Below are 20,604 nucleotides of genomic sequence, written 5' to 3'. Positions count from 1 at the left end.
TCCTGTTTTGCGGGGACGTAAGGGCGGGGCCAGGGGCGCCCGGCCTGGGCGCGAGGGGAACGCGCGAGCCATCATCACGGCACCTGCGCCACTTCACGCGCCGCCGGCGCCGGCCGCTTCACCGCGGCGTCCGGCTCGATCAGCGCGTCGGCCACCAGCTCGGCGATGTCCTTGACCTCCGGGCGCGGGCCGACCACGCCCTCGAGCATGGCGGTGCATTGCGGGCAGCCCACGGCCACCAGCTCGGCACCGGTCTCGCGGATGTCGGCCATGCGCATGTCGGGTATCCGCTGGGTGCCGGGGATGTCGGTGATCGGCGCGCCGCCGCCGCCTCCGCAGCAGCGCGAGCGAAAGCCCGAGCGCTGCATCTCGCTGACCTGGATGCCGATGGCCCCGAGCACGGCGCGCGGCGCCTCGTATTCGCCGTTGTAGCGGCCGAGGTAGCAGGGGTCGTGGTAGGTCACCCGGCCCGCCTTGCTCTGGCCGAGCCTGAGCGCGCCGCGCCGCACCAGCTCGTCGATGAAGGTGCTGTGGTGCATCACCTCGTAGCGGCCGCCGAGGGCGCCGTATTCGTTCTTCAGGACGTGGAAACTGTGCGGATCGCAGGTGACGATCCGTGCGAAACGGTAGCCGGACAGGGTGGCGATGTTGCGCCTGGCCAGCGTCTGGAAGGTGGCCTCGTCGCCGAGGCGGCGGGCGAGGTCGCCGCTGTCGCGTTCTTCCAGGCCGAGCACGGCGAAGTCGACGTGGGCCGCGCGCAGGATCTTCACGAAGGCGCGCAGGGTGCGCTGGTTGCGCATGTCGAAGGCGCCGTCGCCGACCCAGAACAGCACCTCGGCCGAGCCCTTTTCGCTCATCAGCGGCAGGTCGAGGTCGGCCGCCCAGTTGAGCCGCCCGCCGGGCGCGAAGCCGCCGGGGTTGTCAGTGGCGATGAGGTTTTCCAGCACGTCGGCGCCCTTGCCCGGCGTAGCGCCTTTTTCCAGCGTCAGGTGCCGGCGCATGTCGACGATGGCATCGACGTGCTCGATCATCATCGGGCATTCCTCCACGCAGGCGCGGCAGGTGGTGCACGACCACAGGGTGTCGGCCTCGAGCAGGCCCCCGGCCCCGTCGGCGACGATCGGTCGGTCCGGCGCGCCGCTGTGCAGGCCGACCGCAAGCCCGGGGTAGGGGCTGCCGAAATAGGCCTTGTCGCTGCCGCCGGCGAGGCCCACGACCATGTCCTGGATGAGTTTCTTCGGGTTCAGCGGCTGGCCTGCGGCGAACGCCGGGCACATCGCCTCGCAACGCCCGCACTGCACGCAGGCGTCGAAGCCGAGCAGCTGATTCCAGGTGAAGTCGCGGGGTTTGCCGACCCCGAGCGGTGCCGTGGTGTCTTCCAGGTCCAGTGCCTTGAGCCCGCTGGAGCGCGCCGCGCTGGCGTCGTGCGGCGTGCGAAAACGTTCCGGGCGGCGGTGCCAGGCCAGGTGCAGGGCGCCGGCGAAGGCGTGCTTCATCGGCCCGCCCCAGGTCATGCCGAAGAAGAGTTCGGACACGCCCCAGGCCACCCCGACGGCGAGGATGACAGCCAGAATCCAGCCCCCGAAGTGCTCGGGAAGAATGCCTGCCACCGGCAGCGTGACGAGGAAGAAGCTCGCCGCGAACATCAGCAGGCTTTTCGGCAGGCGCATCCAGGGCCCTTTGGACAGGCGCGAGGGCGGGTCGAGGCGGCGCTTGGCGACGAACAGGGCGCCGACGAACATCAGCGCCGTGGCGGCCAGCAGGGCGAACCCGAGGAGGCGGTGGTGCAGGCCGAGGCCGTGGACCAGCACGGCGAGCAGCGCCGCGAGCACGAAACCGCCGGCGGTGGCCACATGGGTGCGGGACATGTACCGGTCGCGCTCGACCACGTGGTGCAGGTCCACCAGGTAGCGGCGCGGCATCTTCATCAGCCCGCCGAGCCAGTCGACCGGTGCCGGCCGGCCGCGGCGCCACAGGGCGAAGCGCCTCATCGCACCGAGCACGGCCAGAGCCAGGGCGGCGAAGAGCAGAAGCGGAAGTATCGTATCAAGCATTGCAGCTCACCTGATCTGGAGAGCCGGAAGCCGAAGCCGGAAGCTGGAAGCGGTTCGGTCGCTTTTCACTTCCAGCTTTTCACTTCCAGCTTCAAGCTTCTTAGAAGTCCTTGCACAGCCGCAGCGCGTCGTAGATCGCCGCGTGAGTGTTGCGCTGGGCCACGCAGTCGCCGATGCGAAACAGCAGGTAGCCGCCGGCCGCCCTTTCGTCGAGGCTGGCCAGGCAGGGCTGCGGCGCGATGGCGAACAGCGCGTCGATGTCGATCTGGCCCTTGTTGAGCGAGCCCTCCTTGAGCGCGTAGTACAGCGACTCGTCCGGTCGCACGCCGTTTTCGACCACGATCTGGTCCACGACGCGCTCCTCCCTGGCGCCGGAGTATTCGTTCTCCAGCACCGCGACCTTCTTGTCGCCCTCGGCGTAGACCTTCTCCAGCATCAGGTCGCCGGTCATGATCACGTCCTTGGGGTAGAGGCTGCGGTAGTAGGTGGGGAAGCTGGTGCCGCCGACCGCCACGCCCGGCTTGATGTCGTCGGTGACGATCTCGACCTGGCTGCCCTTGTCGGCGAGGAAGTCGGCGACCGACATCCCGGTGAATTCGCAGATGGTGTCGTAGACCAGCACGTTCCTGCCCGGGGCCACCGTGCCGGCGAGAATGTCCCAGCTGCTGACCACCAGCCCTTCGGCCGCGCCCCAGTGCTCGACCTGTTCGAGGAACGGATGGCCGCCGTTGGCGAGGATGACGATGTCGGCGCGCAGGTCATGGACGGTGTCCACGTCCGCCGGGGTGCCCAGGCGCAGGTCGATCCCCAGGCGCGCCAGCTCCAGCTGGTACCAGCGGGTGATGCCGGCGATCTGGTCGCGCTGCGGCGCCCGCGCGGCGAGGGTGATCTGCCCGCCCAGTTGTTCCTGTTTCTCGAAAAGCGTCACCTCATGGCCGCGTTCGGCACAGACCCGCGCGGCCTCCATGCCCGCCGGGCCGCCGCCGACGACCACCACCTTTCGCTTCGGTCCTGTCGATTTTTCGATGATGTGCGGCACGCCCAGGTGCTCGCGGCTGGTCGCGGCGTTCTGGATGCACAGCACGTCCAGCCCCTGGTACTGGCGGTCGATGCAGTAGTTGGCGCCGACGCACTGCCGGATCTGGTCGACCTGGCCCATCCTGATCTTGGCGATCAGGTGCGGGTCGGCGATGTGCGCGCGGGTCATGCCGACCATGTCCACGTAGCCGCCTTCGAGGATGCGCGTGGCCTGGTTCGGGTCCTTGATGTTCTGCGCGTGCAGCACCGGCACCTTGACCACTTCCTTGATGCCGGCCGCCAGGTGCAGGAAGGGCTCGGGCGGAAAGCTCATGTTGGGGATGACGTTGGCCAGGGTGTTGTGGGTGTCGCAGCCCGACCCCACCACGCCGATGAAATCGAGCATGCCGGTGGCGTCGTAATAGGCGGCGATCTGTTTCATGTCCTCGTGGGAGAGGCCGTCCGGATGGAATTCGTCGCCGCAGATGCGCATGCCCACGCAGAAGTCGTCGCCCACCTCGGCGCGCACGGCCTTGAGCACTTCCAGGCCGAAGCGCATGCGGTTCTCGAAGCTGCCGCCCCATTCGTCGGTGCGCTTGTTCACCCGCGGCGACCAGAACTGGTCGATCAGGTGCTGGTGCACGGCCGACAGCTCGACGCCGTCCAGGCCGCCTTCCTTGGCACGCCGGGCGGCCTGGGCGAAGTTGCCGATCACCCGCTGGATCTCTTCCGGCTCGATGGTCTTGCAGGTGGCGCGGTGGACCGGCTCGCGGATGCCGGAGGGCGACATCAGGGTCGGCCAGTGGCCGCCGTCCCAGCGCGAGCGACGGCCCATGTGGGTAATCTGGATCATGATCCTGGCGCCATGCTTGTGCATCGCGTCGGCAAGGTTCTGGAAGTGCGGGATGATCCGGTCGGTGGCGAGGTTCACCGAGGACCACCAGTGCTGCGGGCTGTCGATCGCGACCACCGAGGAGCCGCCGCAGATGGCCAGGCCGATGCCGCCCTTGGCCTTTTCCTCGTAGTACTTCACGTAGCGCTCGGTGGTCATCCCGCCGTCGGTGGCGTAGACCTCGGCGTGGGCGGTCGAGAGCACCCGGTTGCGGATGGTGAGCTTGCCGATCTGGATCGGCTGGAACATTGCTTCGAAGGCCATGACCTTCTCCTCGATTCGGCTACCGCGCTCACGGTGCGCTGTGCATATCTGCGTAGGGCGGATGGCCGAAGCCATCCACCGGATCGGCGTCCGTTGCGGCGGACAAGGCTGCGCCTTCATCCACTCCGCGGACTCTGCAGGTCGTTCGGTTACAGGGGCCGGGTGACGAACAGCCCGTCGTCGTGGCCGTCTTCGGCACCGCTGTATTCCTGCACGGTCACCGTGCGGATCGGGCTGCCGACGGCGGCGAGAATCTGGTCCAGCGCGCCGGAGAACCAGCCGGTGAACATGTAATCCACCTTGCGATTGACCTTGCCGTACACGTACACGAAGGCGGAGTGGCGCAGGCGTACCTGGGCGGTGCCCTTGGCGAGGTCCAGTTCCTGGATATCGAACAGCCCCCAGCCGCGCTGGGAGATGCGCTTCATGTAGTGTTCGAACACCGCCGCGCCCGAGAGCCCGTGGCATTCGGCTTCCTTCTCGCACCAGTGCCAGGCGGACGTGTAGCCGGCCTTGTAGAGGATCTCGGCGTATTTCTCGGCGCCGAGCGCTTCCTCGATGCCCCTGTGGTTGTTGACGAAGAAGTGGCGCGGCACATAGAGCATCGGCAGCGCATCGGTGGTCCAGACGCCGGTTTCGTCGTCGACCTGGATGGGCATTTCGGGGGCGTGGGTGGGCATGGGAAACACTCCGGATCAAGTCAGGCGTAGGGTGGATGGCCGAAGCCATCCACCGCGAAGGTGGTCGTGCCGCAAAGGACCTGGGCGGTCCCCGGACCGGACGGTGGATGAAGCTTGGCCGTCATCCACCTGCGGGCTATTCATGCCAGACGTCGGCGAGCACCCTGACCCAGTTCTCGCCCATCACCTTGCGCACGGTGCGTTCGGACATGCCGCGCCTGAGCAGCGTCTCGGTGAGGTTGGGGAATTCGCCCACGGTGCGGATGCCCAGCGGGTTGACGATCTTGCCGAAGCTGGTCAGGCGCCGGGCGTAGCCCTTGTCGTGGGTCAGCCACTCGAAGAAGTCCTGGCCGTGGCCCTGGGTGAAGTCGGTGCCGATGCCGATGGCGTCCTCGCCGACGATGTTCATCACGTACTCGATGGCTTCGGCGTAGTCGTCGATGGTCGAGTCGATGCCCTTGGCGAGGAAGGGCGCGAACATGGTCACGCCGACGAAGCCGCCATGGTCGGCGATGAACTTCAGTTCCTCGTCGGACTTGTTGCGCGGGTGTTCCTTGAGGCCCGAGGGCAGGCAGTGGGAGTAGCAGACCGGCTTCTTCGAGGCGAGGATGACTTCCTCGCTGGTCTTGCTGCCGACGTGGGAGAGGTCGCACATGATGCCGACGCGGTTCATCTCGGCGACCACCTCGTGGCCGAAGCCGGACAGCCCGCCGTCGCGCTCGTAGCAGCCGGTGCCGACCAGGTTCTGGGTGTTGTAGCACAGCTGCACGATGCCCACGCCGAGCTGCTTGAACACCTCCACGTAGCCCAGCTGGTCCTCGAACGCGTGGGCGTTCTGGAAGCCGAACAGGATGCCGGTCTTGCCCAGCTCCTTGGCCTTGCGGATGTCGGCGGTCGAGCGGACCTGCAGCACCAGGTCGGCGTTGTCGCGGATCAGGTTCTGGCTGGCGACGATGTTGTTCACCGTGGCCTTGAAACCCTCCCAGACCGACACCGTGCAGTTGGCCGCGCTGAGGCCGCCGCGGCGCATGTCCTCGAAGAGTTCGCGGTTCCATTTGGCGATGATCAGGCCGTCGATGACGATGCTGTCGGCGTGCAGTTCGGCTGGGGTCATCAGGCTGTCCCTTGGCTCTGGCGCCGGATCGGTTGCCGACGCGTTGGGGGCAGCTTATCCCCCGGAGCCTGGAGCGACCCGGTGCAAAAACGACCGGCGAATTGCCGAAAGCGTCACCCGGGCGATCGTCTCGGCCGCCGGTGGCACTCAGGCCCTGGCCGGTAGCAGGGTGCGGTCGAGGCTCGGGCGGGTGGCGAAGCGCGCCCGGTAGCAGCGCGCGAAGTAGGAGGGCGTCTCGAAGCCGCAGGCCAGGCTCACCTCCAGGACGCTCAGGTCGCTCTGGCGCAGCAGCTGGCGGGCCTTGTCCAGGCGCAGCGCGAGGTAGAAGCCCGACGGGGTCTGGCCCAGGTGCTGGCGAAACAGGCGTTCGAGCTGGCGCGGGGTTATCCCGGCCTGGGCCGCCAGGGCGTGGCAGGCGAGCGGCTGTTCGGTGCAGCGCTCCATCTCGCCGATCACCTGCACCAGCTTCTTGTTGTGGACCCCGTAGCGGCTGGCGATCTGCATGCGCTGATGGTCGCTGCGCGAGCGGATGCGGCCGAGCACGAACTGCTCGGACACCGAGACCGCCAGCGCTTCGCCATGGTCCCGGCCGATCAGCGTGAGCATCATGTCCAGGCTGGCGGTGCCGCCCGCGCTGGTCATGCGCCGGCCGTCCAGTTCGAACAGCTCCTGGGTGACGGTCAGCTGCGGATAGCGTTCGCGAAACGCATCGACGGCTTCCCAGTGCAGGGTCAGGCGCTGCCCGGCGAACAGGCCCGCCTCGGCGAGCACGAAGCTGCCGGTATCGATCGCGCCGAGGGTCGCGCCGGCATGGTCGGCCTGGTGCAGCCAGCGCGCCAGGCCCGGGCCGTAGGCGGCCAGAGGTTCGAAGCCGGCGACCACGAACAGGCTCCCGCCCAGGATCGCGTCGAGCCCGGCGTCGACGTTCAGCGACATGCCGTTGCTGGCCTGGACCGAGGCGCCGTCGACACTCAGCAGCCGCCAGCGATAGCTCTCGCCGCGAAAGCGGTTGACCACCCGCAGCGGCTCGATGGCGGCCATCAGCCCCATCATCGAGAACCCCGGGAGAAGAAGGAAATGCAGGTCGTGTGGCATGGCGCTTTTCCGCAGGAGCAAGCCCCGACATGGGCCGGTCGCACCGAGGATACCGGCGACGAGGTCGCCTGAGTGCTACGAAAGGTCGGATTTCTTCGCTTGGCGGCCGGTATTGGCGCGTAGTCTGGAATCGTTCGGCGCAGTGACGGCCGATGACGGTGACCCCTCCCACAGGTTTGCAGGAGCGCATTCATGAAAGGTCTCAAGATGCTGGCTGGCTGCTGTTTGGCAGGTTTGCTCAACGGTCCGCTGTGGGCGGCGGATGACGCCAGTTGCCAGACGATCCGCATGGGGGTGGTCGGCTGGACCGACGTGGTCGCGACCTCCGCGGTGGCGGCCGAACTGCTGGAGGGGCTGGGATATGCCACCACCCAGACCCAGGCGTCGCAGCAGATCATCTTCGCCGGCATCCAGCGCAAGCAGATCGACGTCTTCCTCGGCTACTGGAAGCCGATCATGGACGACAACATCGCCCCGTTCCTGGCCAACGGGTCGGTCCGCGTCGCCGCCGAGCCGTCGCTCGACGACGCGATCGCCGTGCTGGCCGTGCCGACCTACACCGCCGAAGCGGGGCTCAGGACCTTCGCCGACATCGCCCGATTCAAGGAGCAGCTGGGTGGCAGGATCTATGGCATCGAGTCCGGCTCCGGCGCCAACACGGCGATCCAGAAGATGATCGACAACGACCAGTTCGGCCTCGGCGACTTCACCCTGGTCGAGTCCAGCGAGGCGGCCATGCTGGCCGAAGTCGGGCGCGCGGTGCGCAGCGAGAAGCCGGTGCTGTTCTTCGGCTGGAAGCCGCATCCGATGAACATCCAGATGCCCATCACCTACCTGACCGGCAGCGAGGACGTCTTCGGTCCCAACGATGGCGCGGCCACCGTCTCCACCGTGACGGCGCCGGACTTCGACAAGCGCTGTCCGAACGCCGATCGGCTGCTCACCGGGTTGCGCTTCACCAGCGCCCAGGAGGCCGAGCTGATGGAGCCGATCATGGCGCGCGGGTCGCCGGCCCAGGTCGCCCGCGACTGGCTCAAGGCCAATCCGGACGTGGTGCGCAGCTGGCTCGCCGGCGTCACCGCCTTCGACGGCAACGAGAGCGCGCAGAGCGCCCTGGCCGCCACCCGCTGACCCCCCTTCGTCCGTGACTGTGCGATTGGCGCGCAGCGCGGGCGCTCGCCCCCGATAAAGGAAAACGACCGTGAACTACGACGTGATCGTCACCTGTGCGGTGACCGGCGCCGGCGATACCGTCGGCAAGCATCCCGCCATCCCCGTCACCCCGAAGGAGATCGCCGCCGCGGCGATCGAGGCGGCCAGGGCCGGCGCGACCGTCGCCCATTGCCATGTGCGCGACCCGCAGACCGGCAAGCCGAGCCGCGACGTGGCGCTGTACCGCGAGGTGGTCGAGCGCATCCGCGAAAGCGACACCGACGTGATCATCAACCTCACGGCCGGCATGGGCGGTGACCTGGAGATCGGCCCTGGCGAGCAGCCGCTGGCGTTCGGCCCCGGCACCGACCTGGTCGGGCCGCTGGAGCGCCTGGCCCATGTCGAGGCGCTGCTGCCGGAAATCTGCACCCTGGACTGCGGCACGCTCAACTTCGGCGACGGCGATTCCATCTACGTCTCCACCCCGGCGCAGCTGCGCGCCGGGGCGCGGCGGATCACCGAACTTGGGGTCAAGGCCGAGCTGGAGATCTTCGATACCGGCCACCTCTGGTTCGCCCGGCAGATGCTCAAGGAAGGGCTGCTCGAGGACCCGCTGTTCCAGCTGTGCCTGGGCATCCCCTGGGGCGCGCCGGCCGACACCACCACCATGAAGGCGATGGTCGACAACCTGCCGCCGGGCGCCACCTGGGCCGGCTTCGGCATCGGCCGGCTGCAGATGCCGATGGCGGCCCAGGCCGTGCTGCTCGGCGGCCACGTGCGGGTCGGCCTGGAGGACAACCTCTGGCTGGAGCGTGGGGTGCCGGCGAGCAACGGCCAGCTGGTGGCCCGGGTGATCGAGATCATCGAGCGCCTCGGAGGCCGCGCCCTGACCCCGGCCGAGGGGCGCGAAAGGATGAAGCTCAAGCCCCGAGGCTAGTCGCCTCCTTCCTTCCCGGGAGCGGACGTCCGTGAACGGACCCGTCCGCTGCCGCTCCTTCCCAGCAACCGCCCGGATCGCCGGGCCAGCGGAGTCCGTCATGCCCTTCATCACCGATATCAAGACCTTCGCCGCCATCGGCACCGGCGTGATCGGCGCCGGCTGGATCGCCCGCGCGCTGGCCCACGGCCTGGACGTGGTCGCCTGGGACCCGGCGCCGGGTGCCGAGGCGGCGTTGCGCACGCGGTTGGCCAACGCCTGGCCGGCGCTGGAAAAGCAGGGGCTGGCGCCCGGCGCCTCGTCGCAGCGCCTGTGCTTCGCCGCGAGCATCGAGGAATGCGTGCGGGACGCCGACTTCATCCAGGAAAGCGCGCCGGAGCGCCTGGGGCTCAAGCTCGACCTGCACGCCCGGATCAGCGCCGCTGCGCATCCGGAGGTGCTGATTGCCTCCAGCACCTCGGGCCTGTTGCCCAGCGAGTTCTTCGCCGACGCCGTGCAACCGCAGCGTTGCCTGGTCGGGCATCCGTTCAATCCGGTCTATCTGCTGCCGCTGGTGGAGGTGGTCGGTGGCGAGCGAACCGCACCGCAGGCCATCGAGGCCGCCAAGGCCATCTATGCCGCTCTCGGCATGCGGCCGCTGCACGTGCGCAAGGAGGTGCCCGGTTTCATCGCCGATCGCCTGCTCGAAGCGCTCTGGCGCGAGGCCCTGCACCTGGTCAACGACGGCGTGGCGACCACCGGCGAGATCGACGATGCGATCCGCTTCGGCGCCGGGCTGCGCTGGTCGTTCATGGGCTCCTTCCTGACCTACACCCTGGCCGGGGGCGAGGCCGGCATGCGGCATTTCATGGCGCAGTTCGGCCCGGCCCTGCAGCTGCCCTGGACCTACCTGCAGGCCCCCGAACTCAGCGACCGGCTGATCGACGATGTGGTCGCCGGCACCGCCGAGCAGCAGGGCCGGCGCAGCCTCGCCGAACTCGAGCGTTACCGCGATGATTGTCTGCTGGCGGTGCTCGGCGCGATCAGGGAAACCAAGGCGCGCCACGGGTTCGCCTTCGAGGACTGAACCCGGTCGACCCCAAGGAGATACGCCATGCTGCCCGTCACCTACCGCACCGCCGTGCAACCCGACTGGGTCGACTACAACGGCCACCTGCGTGATGCCTTCTACCTGTTGATCTGCAGTTTCGCCACCGACGGGCTGATGGACCGCATCGGCCTGGACGAGGCGGGCAGGGCGCGCAGCGGCCATACCCTCTACACCCTGGAGTGCCACCTGAATTTTCTGGCCGAGGTCAAGCTCGGCGTCGAGGTGCAGGTGCGCACCCAACTGCTGGCGCACGACCACAAGCGGCTGCACATCCATCACTTCCTGGAAACGACGGAGGGCACGCGCCTGCTGGCCGAGAGCGAACAGATGCTGATGAACATCGATACCGGCAGCGGCCGTTCCGCCGCCTTCGATGTGCAGGTGGCCGGGCGGGTCGAGCAGCTCGGCAGCCTGCAGCGCGGCCTGCCGCGATCGGCCCATGTCGGGCGGGTGATGGGTCTGCCGCAGGTTTGAGTCCGGCGCCCAGGCAGGCCACCGGTGGCGGAGCCCGAAGGCTCCGCCCGGGGCTCAGGCGGCGCTGAACAGTCGATGCGGGTCGATGACGAATTTCTTCGGTACGCCGGCATCGAAGTCGCTGTAGCCCTTGGGCGCGTCATCCAGGCTGATGACCTGCACGCCCACCACGTCGGCGATGTTGATGCGGTCCCACATGATCGCCTGCATCAGCTGGCGGTTGTACTTCATCACCGGGGTCTGGCCGGTGTGGAAGCTATGGGACTTGGCCCAGCCGAGGCCGAAGCGGATGCTCAGGCTGCCCATCTTCGCCGCCGCGTCGACCGCGCCGGGGTCCTCGGTGACGTAGAGCCCGGGAATGCCGATCTTCCCCGCCACCCGGGTGATGCCCATCAGCGAATTGAGGACGGTCGCCGGCGCCTCGCTCTTGGCTCCTTCGTGGCCATGTCCGCGCGCCTCGAAGCCGACCGCATCGACGGCGCAGTCGACCTCCGGCTCGCCCAGCAGGTTGGCGATCTGCTCGTGCAGCGGGGTGTCCTGCGACAGGTCGGCGACTTCGAAGCCGACCGACCGGGCATGGGCAAGGCGTGTCGGGTTGACGTCGCCGACGATCACCACCGCGGCGCCGAGCAGCCGTGCCGAGGCGGCGGCCGCCAGCCCGACCGGGCCGGCGCCGGCGATGTACACCGTGCTGCCGGGGCCGACCCCGGCGGTGACCGCGCCGTGATAGCCGGTGGGCAGGATGTCGGACAGGCAGGTGAGGTCGCGGATCTTGGCCATCGCCTTGTCGCGGTCGGGCAGCTTGAGCAGGTTGAAATCGGCGTAGGGCACCAGCACGTATTCGGCCTGGCCACCGGTCCAGTCGCCCATGTCGACGTAGCCGTAGGCGCCGCCGGCGCGGGCCGGGTTGACGGTGAGGCAGACGCCGGTGTGCTGCTCCTTGCACGACCGGCAGCGCCCGCAGGCGACGTTGAACGGCACCGAGACCAGGTCGCCGATCTGCAGGTTCTCGACGTCCGAACCCTTCTCGATGACCTCGCCGGTGATTTCGTGACCCAGGACCAGGCCCGTCTGGGCCGTGGTGCGGCCGCGCACCATGTGCTGGTCGGAGCCGCAGATGTTGGTCGACACCACCCGCAGGATCACGCCGTGCTCGATCTTGCGACCGCGCGGATCCTGCATCCTGGGATAGTCGATGCTCTGTACTTCGACCTTGCCCGCGCCGAGATAGACGACGCCACGATTACCCGTCATGGGAGTTCTCCTCTTGTTGGGGCGCGACCGGGGCCGCGCCGTTGTGGTGGAGCACTTGCATCGCTTGCACGACAGGTACCGAACGAAGGGCAGTCGGCGACCCGTTGTGGGGGTTGGCGGGATCGGCTCGGCCGCCCCCGCGCAAGGCGGTTCGCCGTCGCGCTCAGAGCACGACGGTACGGTTGGCGAGCAGGAACACCCGCCGTTCCAGAAAGTAGCCCACCGCGCGGGCCAGGGTCAGGCATTCGATGTCGCGGCCCTTGGCGACGAGGTCTTCGGGGTAGTGGGCGTGGTCCACCGGCTCGACGCCCTGGGCGATGATCGGCCCTTCGTCGAGGTCGTTGTTGATGAAGTGGGCCGTGGCGCCGACCAGCTTGACGCCCTTCTGGTAGGCCTGGTGGTAGGGCTTGGCGCCCTTGAAGCCGGGCAGCAGCGAGTGGTGGATGTTGATCGCGCGGCCGTCGAGGGTCTGGCACAGCTGCGGCGAGAGCACCTGCATGTAGCGCGCGAGAATCACCAGCTCCGCGCCGGTCCGCTCGATCACCTCCAGCACCTGCCGTTCCTGCGCCGGCTTGTCCTGCGGGTCGAGGGGGAAATGGTGGTAGGGGATCTCGTGCCAGCGCGCCAGGGGTTCGAGGTCCGGGTGGTTGGACACGACCGCGGTGATGTCCATCGGCAGCTGGCCGATGCGCTGGCGATAGAGCAGGTCGTTGAGGCAGTGGTCGGCCTTCGACACCATGATCACGACCTTGGCGCGGTAGCCCGGCGGGGTCAGCTCGGCGTGCATCTCGAACGGCGCGACCCGTTCGTCGAGCCCCGCGCGAAAGCCGGCCTCGTCGAAGGTGGCCGGCGCCCGGAACTCGACCCGGATGAAGAAGCGGCTGGCCAGGCGGTCGTCGAAGCTGTGGTGCTCGGTGACGTAGCAACCCTGCTCGAACAGGTAGCGGGTCACCACATCCACGGTCCCCAGCACGCTCGGGCTGTGGGCGGTGAGAATCCAGGTGTCGGGGGTGCGGCTCATGATGGCTCCTGTGTGCGTCGTCCGTGTGGCTCAGGCGTCGACGGCCAGCCCGTACTCGGCGGCCGCGTCCTGCAGCCAGGCCCAGATGTAGTCGGCGAAGCTGCGGCGCACCACCAGTTGCCAGGTGTCTTCGCCGGTGTGGCGGATCACCAGCTGGGTCTTGGCGAAATGGGTGCCCACCGCCTTGCCCACCGGGAACTGGCTCGGGTGGACGTCATAGGAGGTGGACTTCATCAGCAGCTCGCGAACCCGCTCGCCGGAAAGCTCCAGCAGGGTCTGTCCGCCGCTGACGTTCACCACCGCGTAGTGCAGCTCGCTGCCCAGGGTGTCGCGCAGGCGCCGTTCGGCGGCGAATTCTTCGCCTTGCGGGACGATCAGCAGCCACTCGTCCGGGCCCAGCCATTGCAGCGAGGTGTCGCCGTTGGCGGCGAGGGTCAGCGCGACCGGCAGCTCGACGCCGCACGCCCTGTGCACGCCGCCGGCGAAGGTCGGGTCGCGGGCGTCGCCGCGCAGCACCAGGTGGCCGAGCAGCTGCCTTTCCCGCAGGCGGATACCCGCGCTGGCGCTGCCCTTGCCGACCAGCCCGGCGAGGCCGGCGTGGTGCAGCGGCGATTGTCCTTCGAGGTCGCTCGGGCGTTGTTCGTAGAGGTTGACTGCGCTCATGGTTCACCTGTTGCACCCCGCAGGGCGCCGTTGGAATGTCTGGTCCGGCGTCGCCCCCGTATTCACAAGGGGCGAGGCGCACGCGATAAGGCCGGGATGCCGGGTTCGGCACCTCACACGTTCTGCCGCTCTCCCTTCGGGTCGTAGAACACCGAGGAGACGATCTCCGCCTCGATCACGCTGCCGTCGACCAGCGGGGCGAAGACCCGCTCGCCCATGCGCTTCAATCCGCCCTTGACCACGCCCATGGCGAAGCTGTGGCCGAGCGTCGCGCTCATGTAGCTGGACGTGACGTGGCCGACCATGGTCATCGGGATGCTCTGCTTGGGGTCGAACACCAGCTGGGCGCCTTCGGGCAGTACCTTCTGCGGGTCGACCGGCTTGAGGCCGACCAGCTGCTTGCGGTCTTCGCGCAGGGTGTCGGCGCGGTTCATGCCGCGCCAGCCGATCCAGGAGAACGGCTTGTTGCGCCCGACCGCCCAGCCCATGTTGAGGTCATCGGGCGTGACCGAGGCATCGGTGTCCTGGCCGACGATGATGAAACCCTTCTCGGCGCGCAGCACGTGCATGGTCTCGGTGCCGTAGGGCGTCAGGTCGTAGGGCTTTCCGGCCTCGATGAGCCGCTCCCAGACGCCCAGGGCGTAGTCGGCCTGCACGTTCACCTCGTAGGAAAGCTCGCCGGTGAAGGAGATGCGGAACACCCGCGCCGGCACGCCGCCGACCCGGCCTTCCTTCCAGCTCATGAAGGGGAAGGCGTCCCGGTCCAGGTCGATGTCGGTCACCTTCGACAGCAGCTCGCGGCTCTTCGGGCCGGAGAGGGTCATGGTCGCCCAGTGGTCGGTGACGGAGGTGAAGTAGACCTTGAGCTCCGGCCATTCGGTCTGGTGGTACAGCTCCAGCCACTGCAGCACGCGGGCGGCGCCGCCGGTGGTGGTGGTCATCAGGAAGTGGTCGTCGGCCAGGCACGCGGTCACGCCATCGTCGAAGACCATACCGTCTTCCTTGCACATCAGGCCGTAGCGCGCCTTGCCCACGTCCAGCTTGGTCCAGGCGTTGGTGTAGACGCGGTTGAGGAATTCCCGCGCGTCGGGGCCCTGGATGTCGATCTTGCCGAGGGTCGAGGCGTCGAGGATGCCGACGCCGCTTCTCACCGCGCGGCATTCGCGGGCGACGGCGGCATGGATGTCCTCGCCGGAGCGCGGGAAGTACCAGGGCCGTTTCCACTGGCCGACGTCCTCGAACTCGGCGCCGTTGCGCAGGTGCCAGGCCTGCATCGCGGTGTAGCGCACCGGCTCGAACAGGGCGCCGCAATGACGGCCGGCCACCGCGCCGAAGGTCACCGGCGTGTAGTTGGGGCGGAACATGGTGGTGCCCATCTCGGCGATGCCGATGCCCAGCGAGCGGGCGGCGATGGCCAGGCCGTTGATGTTGCCCAGCTTGCCCTGGTCGGTGCCGAAGCCGAGGGCGGTGTAGCGCTTGACGTGCTCGACCGATTCGAAGCCCTCGCGCGTCGCCTGCTCGATGCCGGCGGCGGTGACGTCGTTCTGCAGGTCGACGAACTGCTTGGGCGCCCGCGCGGTGGGTTTTTCGTGCGGCACCTGGAACAGCGGGAAGGACGGCTCCTCGACCCGCTTCTCGGTGCGCGGCAGTTCGCCGGCGCCGGGTTTGTAGCCGATCTGCGCGGCGGCCGTGGCGCCGGCCTCGAAGCCGTCGGCCAGGGCGTCGCCGAGGCTGAACACGCCGTTCACCGCGCCGGCGCAGAGGCGTTTCTGGAAACCCTCGCCGGGCACGAAGGCGAGCAGGTCCTCGCGCCAGGTCGGCCGGCCGCCCAGGTGGGACGCCAGGTGCACCACCGGGCTGTAGCCGCCGGAGCTGGCCACCAGGTCGCATTCGAGCCATTCGCCGGGGCTGGTGACCTTCATCGCCACCGCGTCGATGGCGGCGACCCGGGCGGCCTCGACCCGCTTGCTGCCGCGCACGTCGATCACCGAGCAGCCGGTGAGCACCCGCACGCCCCGCGCGCGCGCATCCTCCACCCAGCTGCCGCGCGGGTTGTGGCGCACGTCGGCGACCGCGACCACCTGCAGGCCGGCGTCGAGCCAGTCGAGCGCGGTGCGGTAGGCGTAGTCGTTGTTGGTGGCCAGCACCAGCTTCTTGCCCGGTGCGACCGCGTAGCGCCGCAGGTAGGTGGTCACGGCGCCGGCCAGCATGTTGCCGGGCACGTCGTTGTTGCCATACACCAGCGGGCGTTCGTGGGCGCCGGTGGCCAGCACCACGCGGCCGGCGCGCACGCGGTGGATGCGCTGGCGCGGGAGCTGCTGGGCGAGGGCGCCGCGCGGCGCGGTTTCGCCCAGGTGGTCGGCCAGGCGCTGGTGAATGGTGAGGAAGTTGTGGTCGTGGTAGCCGTTGACCGTGGCGCGCGGCAGCAGGGTCACTTCGGGCAGGCTCGACAGCTCGGCCAGGACCTGTTCGACCCAGTCGGCGGCGGGCTTGCCGTCGAGGGTTTCGCGGGTGTCGAGCAGGCTGCCGCCGAAGGCTTCGCCCTCGTCGGCGAGGATCACCCGCGCGCCGCTGCGCCCGGCCGCCAGCGCGGCGGCGAGCCCGGCAGGCCCGGCGCCGACCACCAGCACGTCGCAATGCCGGTTCATGTGATCGTAGATGTCCGGATCGTTCTCCAGCGGCGCGCGGCCGAGCCCGGCGGCCTTGCGGATGTACTTCTCGTAGGTCATCCACAGGGAGGAGGGGTACATGAAGGTCTTGTAGTAGAAACCGGGCGGCATCAGCTTGCCGCCGACCTTGCCGAGAATGCCCATCAGGTCGGTGTCGACGCTCGGCCAGCCGTTGGTGCTGCTGGCCACCAGGCCATCGTAGAGGGCCTGCTGGGTGGCGCGCACGTTGGGGATCTGGGTCGCTTCGCTGGCGCCGATCTGCAGCACCGCGTTGGGCTCTTCGGCGCCGGCGGCGACGATGCCGCGCGGACGCGAGTACTTGAAGCTGCGCCCGACGATGTCGACGCCGTTGGCCAGCAGCGCGGACGCCAGGCTGTCGCCCGCGCAGCCCTGGAAGCGCTGGCCGTTGAAGGTGAAGTCCAGCGGGCGGGTGCGGTCGATGCGGCCACCCCGGGGCAGGCGGTTCTTCTGGCTCATGCGGTCGCTCCTTGGGCCAGCGGTTTCTTCTCGCCGGACTGGGCCTCGGCGGTCATCTCCGGCTTCTCGCCGATCTTGTAGGTCTCGACAATCTCGTAGCTGATGGTGTGGCGGGTGGCGTTGAAGTACTTGCGGCAGCCCGCCGCGTGCAGCCACAGCTCTTGGTGCAGCCCGCGCGGGTTGTCGCGGAAGAACAGGTAGTCGCCCCACTCCTCGTCGGTGCAGGCGCCGGGGTCCAGCGGGCGCGGGATATGGGCCTGGCCGACGGGTGCGAATTCCTCTTCGCAGCGCAGCTCCCCGCAGTGGGGGCAGAAGATATGCAGCATGGTGGAGCCTCCTATACCCCTCGCTCTGGAGAGGGCACGACACTTCAGTTCAATGCGCGACCGCCGCCGCGCCGTGTTCGTCGATCAGCGCGCCGCTGTAGAAGCGGTCGATGGAGAAGGGCGCCGCGAGGGCGTGCATCTGGCCGGTGGCCAGGCTCGCCGCGAAGACGTGGCCCGAACCGGGCGTGGCCTTGAAGCCACCGGTTCCCCAGCCGCAGTTGAAGAACAGGTTCTGCACCGGGGTCCGGGAGATGATCGGGCAGGCGTCGGGCGTGGTGTCGACGATGCCGCCCCACTGGCGGTTCATGCGGACCCGCGAGAGGATCGGGAACATCTCCACGATGGCCTGCAGGGTGTGTTCGATGGTGGGGTAGGAGCCGCGCTGGCCGTAGCCGACGTAACCGTCGATGCCGGCGCCGATCACCAGGTCGCCCTTGTCCGACTGGCTGATGTAGCCATGCACGGCGTTGGACATGATCACGCTGTCGATGATGGGCTTGAGCGGTTCGGACACCAGCGCCTGCAGGGGATGGGATTCGAGCGGCAGGCGGAAGCCGGCCAGGCGCGCCATGTGCCCCGAGTTGCCGGCGGTGACCACCCCGACGCGGCGGGCGCCGATGAAGCCGCGGCTGGTCTCCACGCCGATCACCGCACCGTTCTCCTTGCGAAAGCCGGTGACCTCGGTCTGCTGCAGCAGATCGACCCCGGCCGCGTCGGCCGCGCGGGCGTAACCCCAGGCCACCGCGTCGTGCCGGGCGACGCCGCCGCGACGCTGGATGGTCGCGCCCATCACCGGATAGCGGGTGCCTTTGCTGCAGTCGAGGTAGGGAATCTCGGCGGCGACCTGCGCGGCATCGAGCAGCTCGCCGTCGATGCCGTTGAGGCGGTTGGCGCTGACCCGGCGCTCGGCGTCGCGCATGTCCTGCAGCGTGTGGCAGAGGTTGTAGACCCCGCGCGGCGAGTACATGACGTTGTAGTTGAGGTCCTGGGACAGGCCTTCCCAGAGCTTCATGGCGTGCTCGTAGAGGTGCGCCGATTCGTCCCAGAGGTAGTTGGAGCGCACGATGGTGGTGTTGCGCGCGGTGTTGCCGCCGCCGAGCCAGCCCTTTTCCACCACGGCGACGTTCTTCACGCCGAATTCCTTGGCCAGGTAGTAGGCGGTGGCCAGCCCGTGCCCGCCGCCGCCGACGATGACCACGTCGTACACCGCCTTGGGCGTCGGGTTGCGCCACATGCGCTGCCAGTTCTCGTGGTGGCTGAGCGAGTGCTTGAACAGGCCGAAGCCGGAATAACGTTGCATAAGGGGGGCTCCTGAAATCGCGGTCGCGCAGCCGGAGGGTGGATCGCGCTTCACCGATTGCGCGGCGAAAAGGACATAGGTTCGTAGGGTGGATCACGCGTCATCGATTCACCGAAGCAAGGTGGAAGGAAACAGCGCCTTCCACCCTACCGGTACACCGGGTAATCCGCGCACAGCCCGGCGACCTGCCTGGCCACCTGGGCCTCGACGTCGGCATCGCCCAGGTGGTCGAGCACATCGCAGATCCAGCCGGCCAGTTCGCTGCACTGCGCCTGCTTGAAGCCGCGCGTGGTCACCGCCGGGGTGCCGATGCGCAGGCCCGAGGTGACGAAGGGCGACTGCGGGTCGTTGGGCACGGCATTCTTGTTCACGGTGATGCCGACCCGGCCGAGTGCCGCGTCGGCGTCCTTGCCGGTGATGCCCTGCCTGATCAGGCTGACCAGGAACAGGTGGTTGTCGGTGCCGCCGGAGACCACGTCGAAGCCGCGCTCGACGAACACCCTGGCCATCGCCCGGGCGTTGTCGATGACCTGCTGCTGGTAGGTCTTGAAGCCCGGTTCCATGGCTTCCTTGAAGCACACCGCCTTGGCCGCGATGACGTGCATCAGCGGGCCGCCCTGGGCGCCGGGGAACACCGCGGCGTTGAGCTTCTTCTCGATGTCCGGGTTGGCGCGGGCCAGGATCAGGCCGCCACGCGGGCCGCGCAGGGTCTTGTGGGTGGTGGTGGTGACCACGTCGGCGAAGGGGAGCGGGTTCGGGTACAGCCCGGCCGCGACCAGCCCGGCCACGTGGGCCATGTCGACGAACAACAGCGCCCCGACCTTGTCGGCGATGGCGCGAAAACGCGGGAAATCCAGGGTCTTGGAGTAGGCCGAGAAGCCGGCGACGATCATCTTCGGCTGGTGTTCGACCGCCAGACGCTCCACCTCGTCGTAGTCGATCAGGCCGGTGCCGGTGTCGATCCCGTACTGCACGGCGTTGTAGAGCTTGCCCGAGGACGACACCTTGGCGCCGTGGGTCAGGTGGCCGCCGTGGGCCAGGCTCATGCCGAGGAGGGTGTCGCCGGGCTGCAGCAGCGCGAGGTAGACGGCGCTGTTGGCGGACGAGCCGGAGTGGGGCTGGACGTTGGCGTAGTCGGCGCCGAACAGTTGTCTGGCGCGGTCGATGGCCAGCTGCTCGACCACGTCGACATGCTCGCAGCCGCCGTAGTAGCGCTTGCCGGGGTAGCCCTCGGCGTACTTGTTGGTCAGCCCGCTGCCCTGGGCCTGCATCACCCGCTTGCTGGTGTAGTTCTCCGAGGCGATCAGCTCGATGTGGTGTTCCTGGCGCGCCTCTTCGGCTTCCATCGCGGCGAGCAGCTCGTCGTCGTAGCCGCTGATCTGGTCCTGTCTGCTGAACATCGCGGGTCTCCCGTGGCGCGCCATCCGATACGGGGCAGGGCCCCGCTTTGTCTGCGATGGTAGGGCCGGGTCGGGCGCTCCGGATGCCTGTCTACGCCACGGCATAACGCGTTTGCGACATGCCGGTGTCGCGCAGAGGCAGGCTCGGGCAGGGTGACGCTCAGAGGGACGAAGGAGGGGCGGTGGTGGGGCCATTCGTGGTCAAGACCCGGCGTCTCGCCTGATACGCCCGGCGGTGCGCCGTCGGTGCGACCATAAAAGCATCGCGCTCAGGGCTGGGCGTCCCCGACGCTGCCACGGGACAGTCGCTGGCAGGGCGATGCGCGGCTCTCGGCCACTGCAGATCGTCCAGGCCGATCCCGGACATGAAAAAGGGACGGCCTTGGCCGTCCCTCCGGAACCGATCAGCGCGGGATCAGTTCTGGTTGGTGCCGCTGCTGCTGCCAGCCTGGTCGGCATCGTCCGGGCCCAGGTCCGAGCCGGTGTCGACGCCGGCGCCACGGCCGGAAGTGGACGCATCAGGGGTGCCCAGGCCGGTGGTGTTGCCGCCTTCCTGTTCGGTGGCCGAGCTGGTCGGGCCTGCGCCGGACGGGTTGTCGCTGGTGCCTGCGGCATGGGCGCTGGAGAACAGGCCGAACAGGCCGGCAAGGGTCAAAGCGGTAAGGGTCTTGGTATTCATGTGCAGTCTCCATCGATTGGTTGACTCATTGAATTCGAGCCCCCGT

17 protein-coding genes are annotated in these 20,604 nt (G+C 68.5%); 4 read left to right on the top strand and 13 right to left on the bottom strand.

Going from position 1 to position 20,604, the window contains the following annotated elements; translation table 11 throughout:
- Positions 1-74: 74 nt before the first annotated feature.
- The 5 genes from dgcB to DN824_RS02340 form a co-directional block, all read right to left on the bottom strand.
- Positions 75-2,054 (bottom strand): dimethylglycine demethylation protein DgcB, encoded by a 1,980-nt coding sequence (gene dgcB, locus DN824_RS02360; protein ID WP_138406796.1) that lies wholly within the window; start codon positions 2,052-2,054, stop codon positions 75-77.
- Between the two features lie 100 nt (positions 2,055-2,154).
- On the bottom strand, positions 2,155-4,227 hold the full coding sequence (dgcA, locus tag DN824_RS02355; RefSeq protein WP_138406795.1) for a dimethylglycine demethylation protein DgcA: 2,073 nt from the start codon (positions 4,225-4,227) through the stop codon (positions 2,155-2,157).
- 149 nt (positions 4,228-4,376) lie between these two features.
- Positions 4,377-4,907 (bottom strand): DUF5943 domain-containing protein, encoded by a 531-nt coding sequence (locus tag DN824_RS02350; RefSeq protein ID WP_138406794.1) that lies wholly within the window; start codon positions 4,905-4,907, stop codon positions 4,377-4,379.
- 136 nt (positions 4,908-5,043) lie between these two features.
- Positions 5,044-6,021: a dipeptidase gene (locus tag DN824_RS02345; protein WP_138406793.1), complete on the bottom strand. Its 978-nt coding sequence runs from the start codon at positions 6,019-6,021 to the stop codon at positions 5,044-5,046.
- Positions 6,022-6,168: 147 nt separating this feature from the next.
- On the bottom strand, positions 6,169-7,116 hold the full coding sequence (locus DN824_RS02340) for a GlxA family transcriptional regulator (RefSeq protein ID WP_138406792.1): 948 nt from the start codon (positions 7,114-7,116) through the stop codon (positions 6,169-6,171).
- 192 nt (positions 7,117-7,308) lie between these two features.
- On the opposite strand from DN824_RS02340, the gene choX reads away from it, so the two are divergent.
- From choX to DN824_RS02320, 4 genes are all read left to right on the top strand, one after another.
- The gene (gene choX / locus DN824_RS02335) at positions 7,309-8,247 is read left to right on the top strand and encodes a choline ABC transporter substrate-binding protein (RefSeq protein WP_138406791.1); all 939 of its coding nucleotides are present in this window, start codon (positions 7,309-7,311) and stop codon (positions 8,245-8,247) included.
- A gap of 70 nt (positions 8,248-8,317) precedes the next feature.
- The gene (gene cdhC, locus DN824_RS02330) at positions 8,318-9,205 is read left to right on the top strand and encodes a 3-dehydrocarnitine:acetyl-CoA trimethylamine transferase CdhC (protein WP_138406790.1); all 888 of its coding nucleotides are present in this window, start codon (positions 8,318-8,320) and stop codon (positions 9,203-9,205) included.
- A 100-nt stretch (positions 9,206-9,305) separates the two neighbouring features.
- Positions 9,306-10,271, top strand: coding sequence for an L-carnitine dehydrogenase (locus DN824_RS02325; protein WP_138406789.1), 966 nt, complete (start codon positions 9,306-9,308; stop codon positions 10,269-10,271).
- 27 nt (positions 10,272-10,298) lie between these two features.
- Positions 10,299-10,769, top strand: a complete 471-nt coding sequence (locus DN824_RS02320; RefSeq protein ID WP_138406788.1) for a thioesterase family protein — start codon at positions 10,299-10,301, stop codon at positions 10,767-10,769.
- A 54-nt stretch (positions 10,770-10,823) separates the two neighbouring features.
- Here the strand turns inward: DN824_RS02320 and fdhA are convergent, their stop codons facing one another.
- The 8 genes from fdhA to DN824_RS02280 form a co-directional block, all read right to left on the bottom strand.
- A complete protein-coding gene (gene fdhA, locus DN824_RS02315; RefSeq protein ID WP_138406787.1) occupies positions 10,824-12,023 on the bottom strand; it encodes a formaldehyde dehydrogenase, glutathione-independent in 1,200 nt (399 codons plus the stop codon).
- Positions 12,024-12,186: 163 nt separating this feature from the next.
- The gene (purU, locus tag DN824_RS02310; RefSeq protein ID WP_138406786.1) at positions 12,187-13,044 is read right to left on the bottom strand and encodes a formyltetrahydrofolate deformylase; all 858 of its coding nucleotides are present in this window, start codon (positions 13,042-13,044) and stop codon (positions 12,187-12,189) included.
- A gap of 30 nt (positions 13,045-13,074) precedes the next feature.
- The gene (locus DN824_RS02305) at positions 13,075-13,707 is read right to left on the bottom strand and encodes a sarcosine oxidase subunit gamma (protein WP_138406785.1); all 633 of its coding nucleotides are present in this window, start codon (positions 13,705-13,707) and stop codon (positions 13,075-13,077) included.
- 113 nt (positions 13,708-13,820) lie between these two features.
- A complete protein-coding gene (locus DN824_RS02300) occupies positions 13,821-16,853 on the bottom strand; it encodes a sarcosine oxidase subunit alpha (RefSeq protein WP_138406784.1) in 3,033 nt (1,010 codons plus the stop codon).
- The gene (locus DN824_RS02295; RefSeq protein WP_138406783.1) at positions 16,850-17,179 is read right to left on the bottom strand and encodes a sarcosine oxidase subunit delta; all 330 of its coding nucleotides are present in this window, start codon (positions 17,177-17,179) and stop codon (positions 16,850-16,852) included. The genes DN824_RS02300 and DN824_RS02295 overlap by 4 nt, the downstream gene beginning before the upstream one ends.
- Before the next feature lie 49 nt (positions 17,180-17,228).
- Positions 17,229-18,479 (bottom strand): sarcosine oxidase subunit beta family protein, encoded by a 1,251-nt coding sequence (locus DN824_RS02290; RefSeq protein ID WP_138406782.1) that lies wholly within the window; start codon positions 18,477-18,479, stop codon positions 17,229-17,231.
- A gap of 146 nt (positions 18,480-18,625) precedes the next feature.
- The gene (gene glyA, locus DN824_RS02285; protein ID WP_138406781.1) at positions 18,626-19,879 is read right to left on the bottom strand and encodes a serine hydroxymethyltransferase; all 1,254 of its coding nucleotides are present in this window, start codon (positions 19,877-19,879) and stop codon (positions 18,626-18,628) included.
- A 415-nt stretch (positions 19,880-20,294) separates the two neighbouring features.
- Positions 20,295-20,558 carry a hypothetical protein gene (locus DN824_RS02280; RefSeq protein WP_138406780.1) on the bottom strand — a complete coding sequence of 88 codons (264 nt, stop codon included), beginning with the start codon at positions 20,556-20,558 and terminating at the stop codon, positions 20,295-20,297.
- Positions 20,559-20,604 lie beyond the last annotated feature (46 nt).

The organism is Stutzerimonas nosocomialis, from assembly GCF_005876855.1.
Classification (GTDB): domain Bacteria; phylum Pseudomonadota; class Gammaproteobacteria; order Pseudomonadales; family Pseudomonadaceae; genus Stutzerimonas; species Stutzerimonas nosocomialis.
Note: the sequence above shows the minus strand (reverse complement) of the source record. Positions and strands in the feature narration are given on the sequence as shown.

What these genes read in the sequence shown, in the direction of transcription:
- DN824_RS02305 (WP_138406785.1), bottom strand. Translation starts at nt 13,707, where the DNA reads ATGAGCGCAGTCAACCTCTACGAACAACGCCCGAGCGACCTCGAAGGA.
- DN824_RS02325 (WP_138406789.1), top strand. Translation starts at nt 9,306, where the DNA reads ATGCCCTTCATCACCGATATCAAGACCTTCGCCGCCATCGGCACCGGC.
- DN824_RS02280 (WP_138406780.1), bottom strand. Translation starts at nt 20,558, where the DNA reads ATGAATACCAAGACCCTTACCGCTTTGACCCTTGCCGGCCTGTTCGGC.
- purU (WP_138406786.1), bottom strand. Translation starts at nt 13,044, where the DNA reads ATGAGCCGCACCCCCGACACCTGGATTCTCACCGCCCACAGCCCGAGC.
- fdhA (WP_138406787.1), bottom strand. Translation starts at nt 12,023, where the DNA reads ATGACGGGTAATCGTGGCGTCGTCTATCTCGGCGCGGGCAAGGTCGAA.
- DN824_RS02345 (WP_138406793.1), bottom strand. Translation starts at nt 6,021, where the DNA reads ATGACCCCAGCCGAACTGCACGCCGACAGCATCGTCATCGACGGCCTG.
- DN824_RS02350 (WP_138406794.1), bottom strand. Translation starts at nt 4,907, where the DNA reads ATGCCCACCCACGCCCCCGAAATGCCCATCCAGGTCGACGACGAAACC.
- DN824_RS02320 (WP_138406788.1), top strand. Translation starts at nt 10,299, where the DNA reads ATGCTGCCCGTCACCTACCGCACCGCCGTGCAACCCGACTGGGTCGAC.
- DN824_RS02295 (WP_138406783.1), bottom strand. Translation starts at nt 17,179, where the DNA reads ATGCTGCATATCTTCTGCCCCCACTGCGGGGAGCTGCGCTGCGAAGAG.
- glyA (WP_138406781.1), bottom strand. Translation starts at nt 19,879, where the DNA reads ATGTTCAGCAGACAGGACCAGATCAGCGGCTACGACGACGAGCTGCTC.
- dgcA (WP_138406795.1), bottom strand. Translation starts at nt 4,227, where the DNA reads ATGGCCTTCGAAGCAATGTTCCAGCCGATCCAGATCGGCAAGCTCACC.
- DN824_RS02300 (WP_138406784.1), bottom strand. Translation starts at nt 16,853, where the DNA reads ATGAGCCAGAAGAACCGCCTGCCCCGGGGTGGCCGCATCGACCGCACC.
- dgcB (WP_138406796.1), bottom strand. Translation starts at nt 2,054, where the DNA reads ATGCTTGATACGATACTTCCGCTTCTGCTCTTCGCCGCCCTGGCTCTG.
- choX (WP_138406791.1), top strand. Translation starts at nt 7,309, where the DNA reads ATGAAAGGTCTCAAGATGCTGGCTGGCTGCTGTTTGGCAGGTTTGCTC.
- DN824_RS02290 (WP_138406782.1), bottom strand. Translation starts at nt 18,479, where the DNA reads ATGCAACGTTATTCCGGCTTCGGCCTGTTCAAGCACTCGCTCAGCCAC.
- DN824_RS02340 (WP_138406792.1), bottom strand. Translation starts at nt 7,116, where the DNA reads ATGCCACACGACCTGCATTTCCTTCTTCTCCCGGGGTTCTCGATGATG.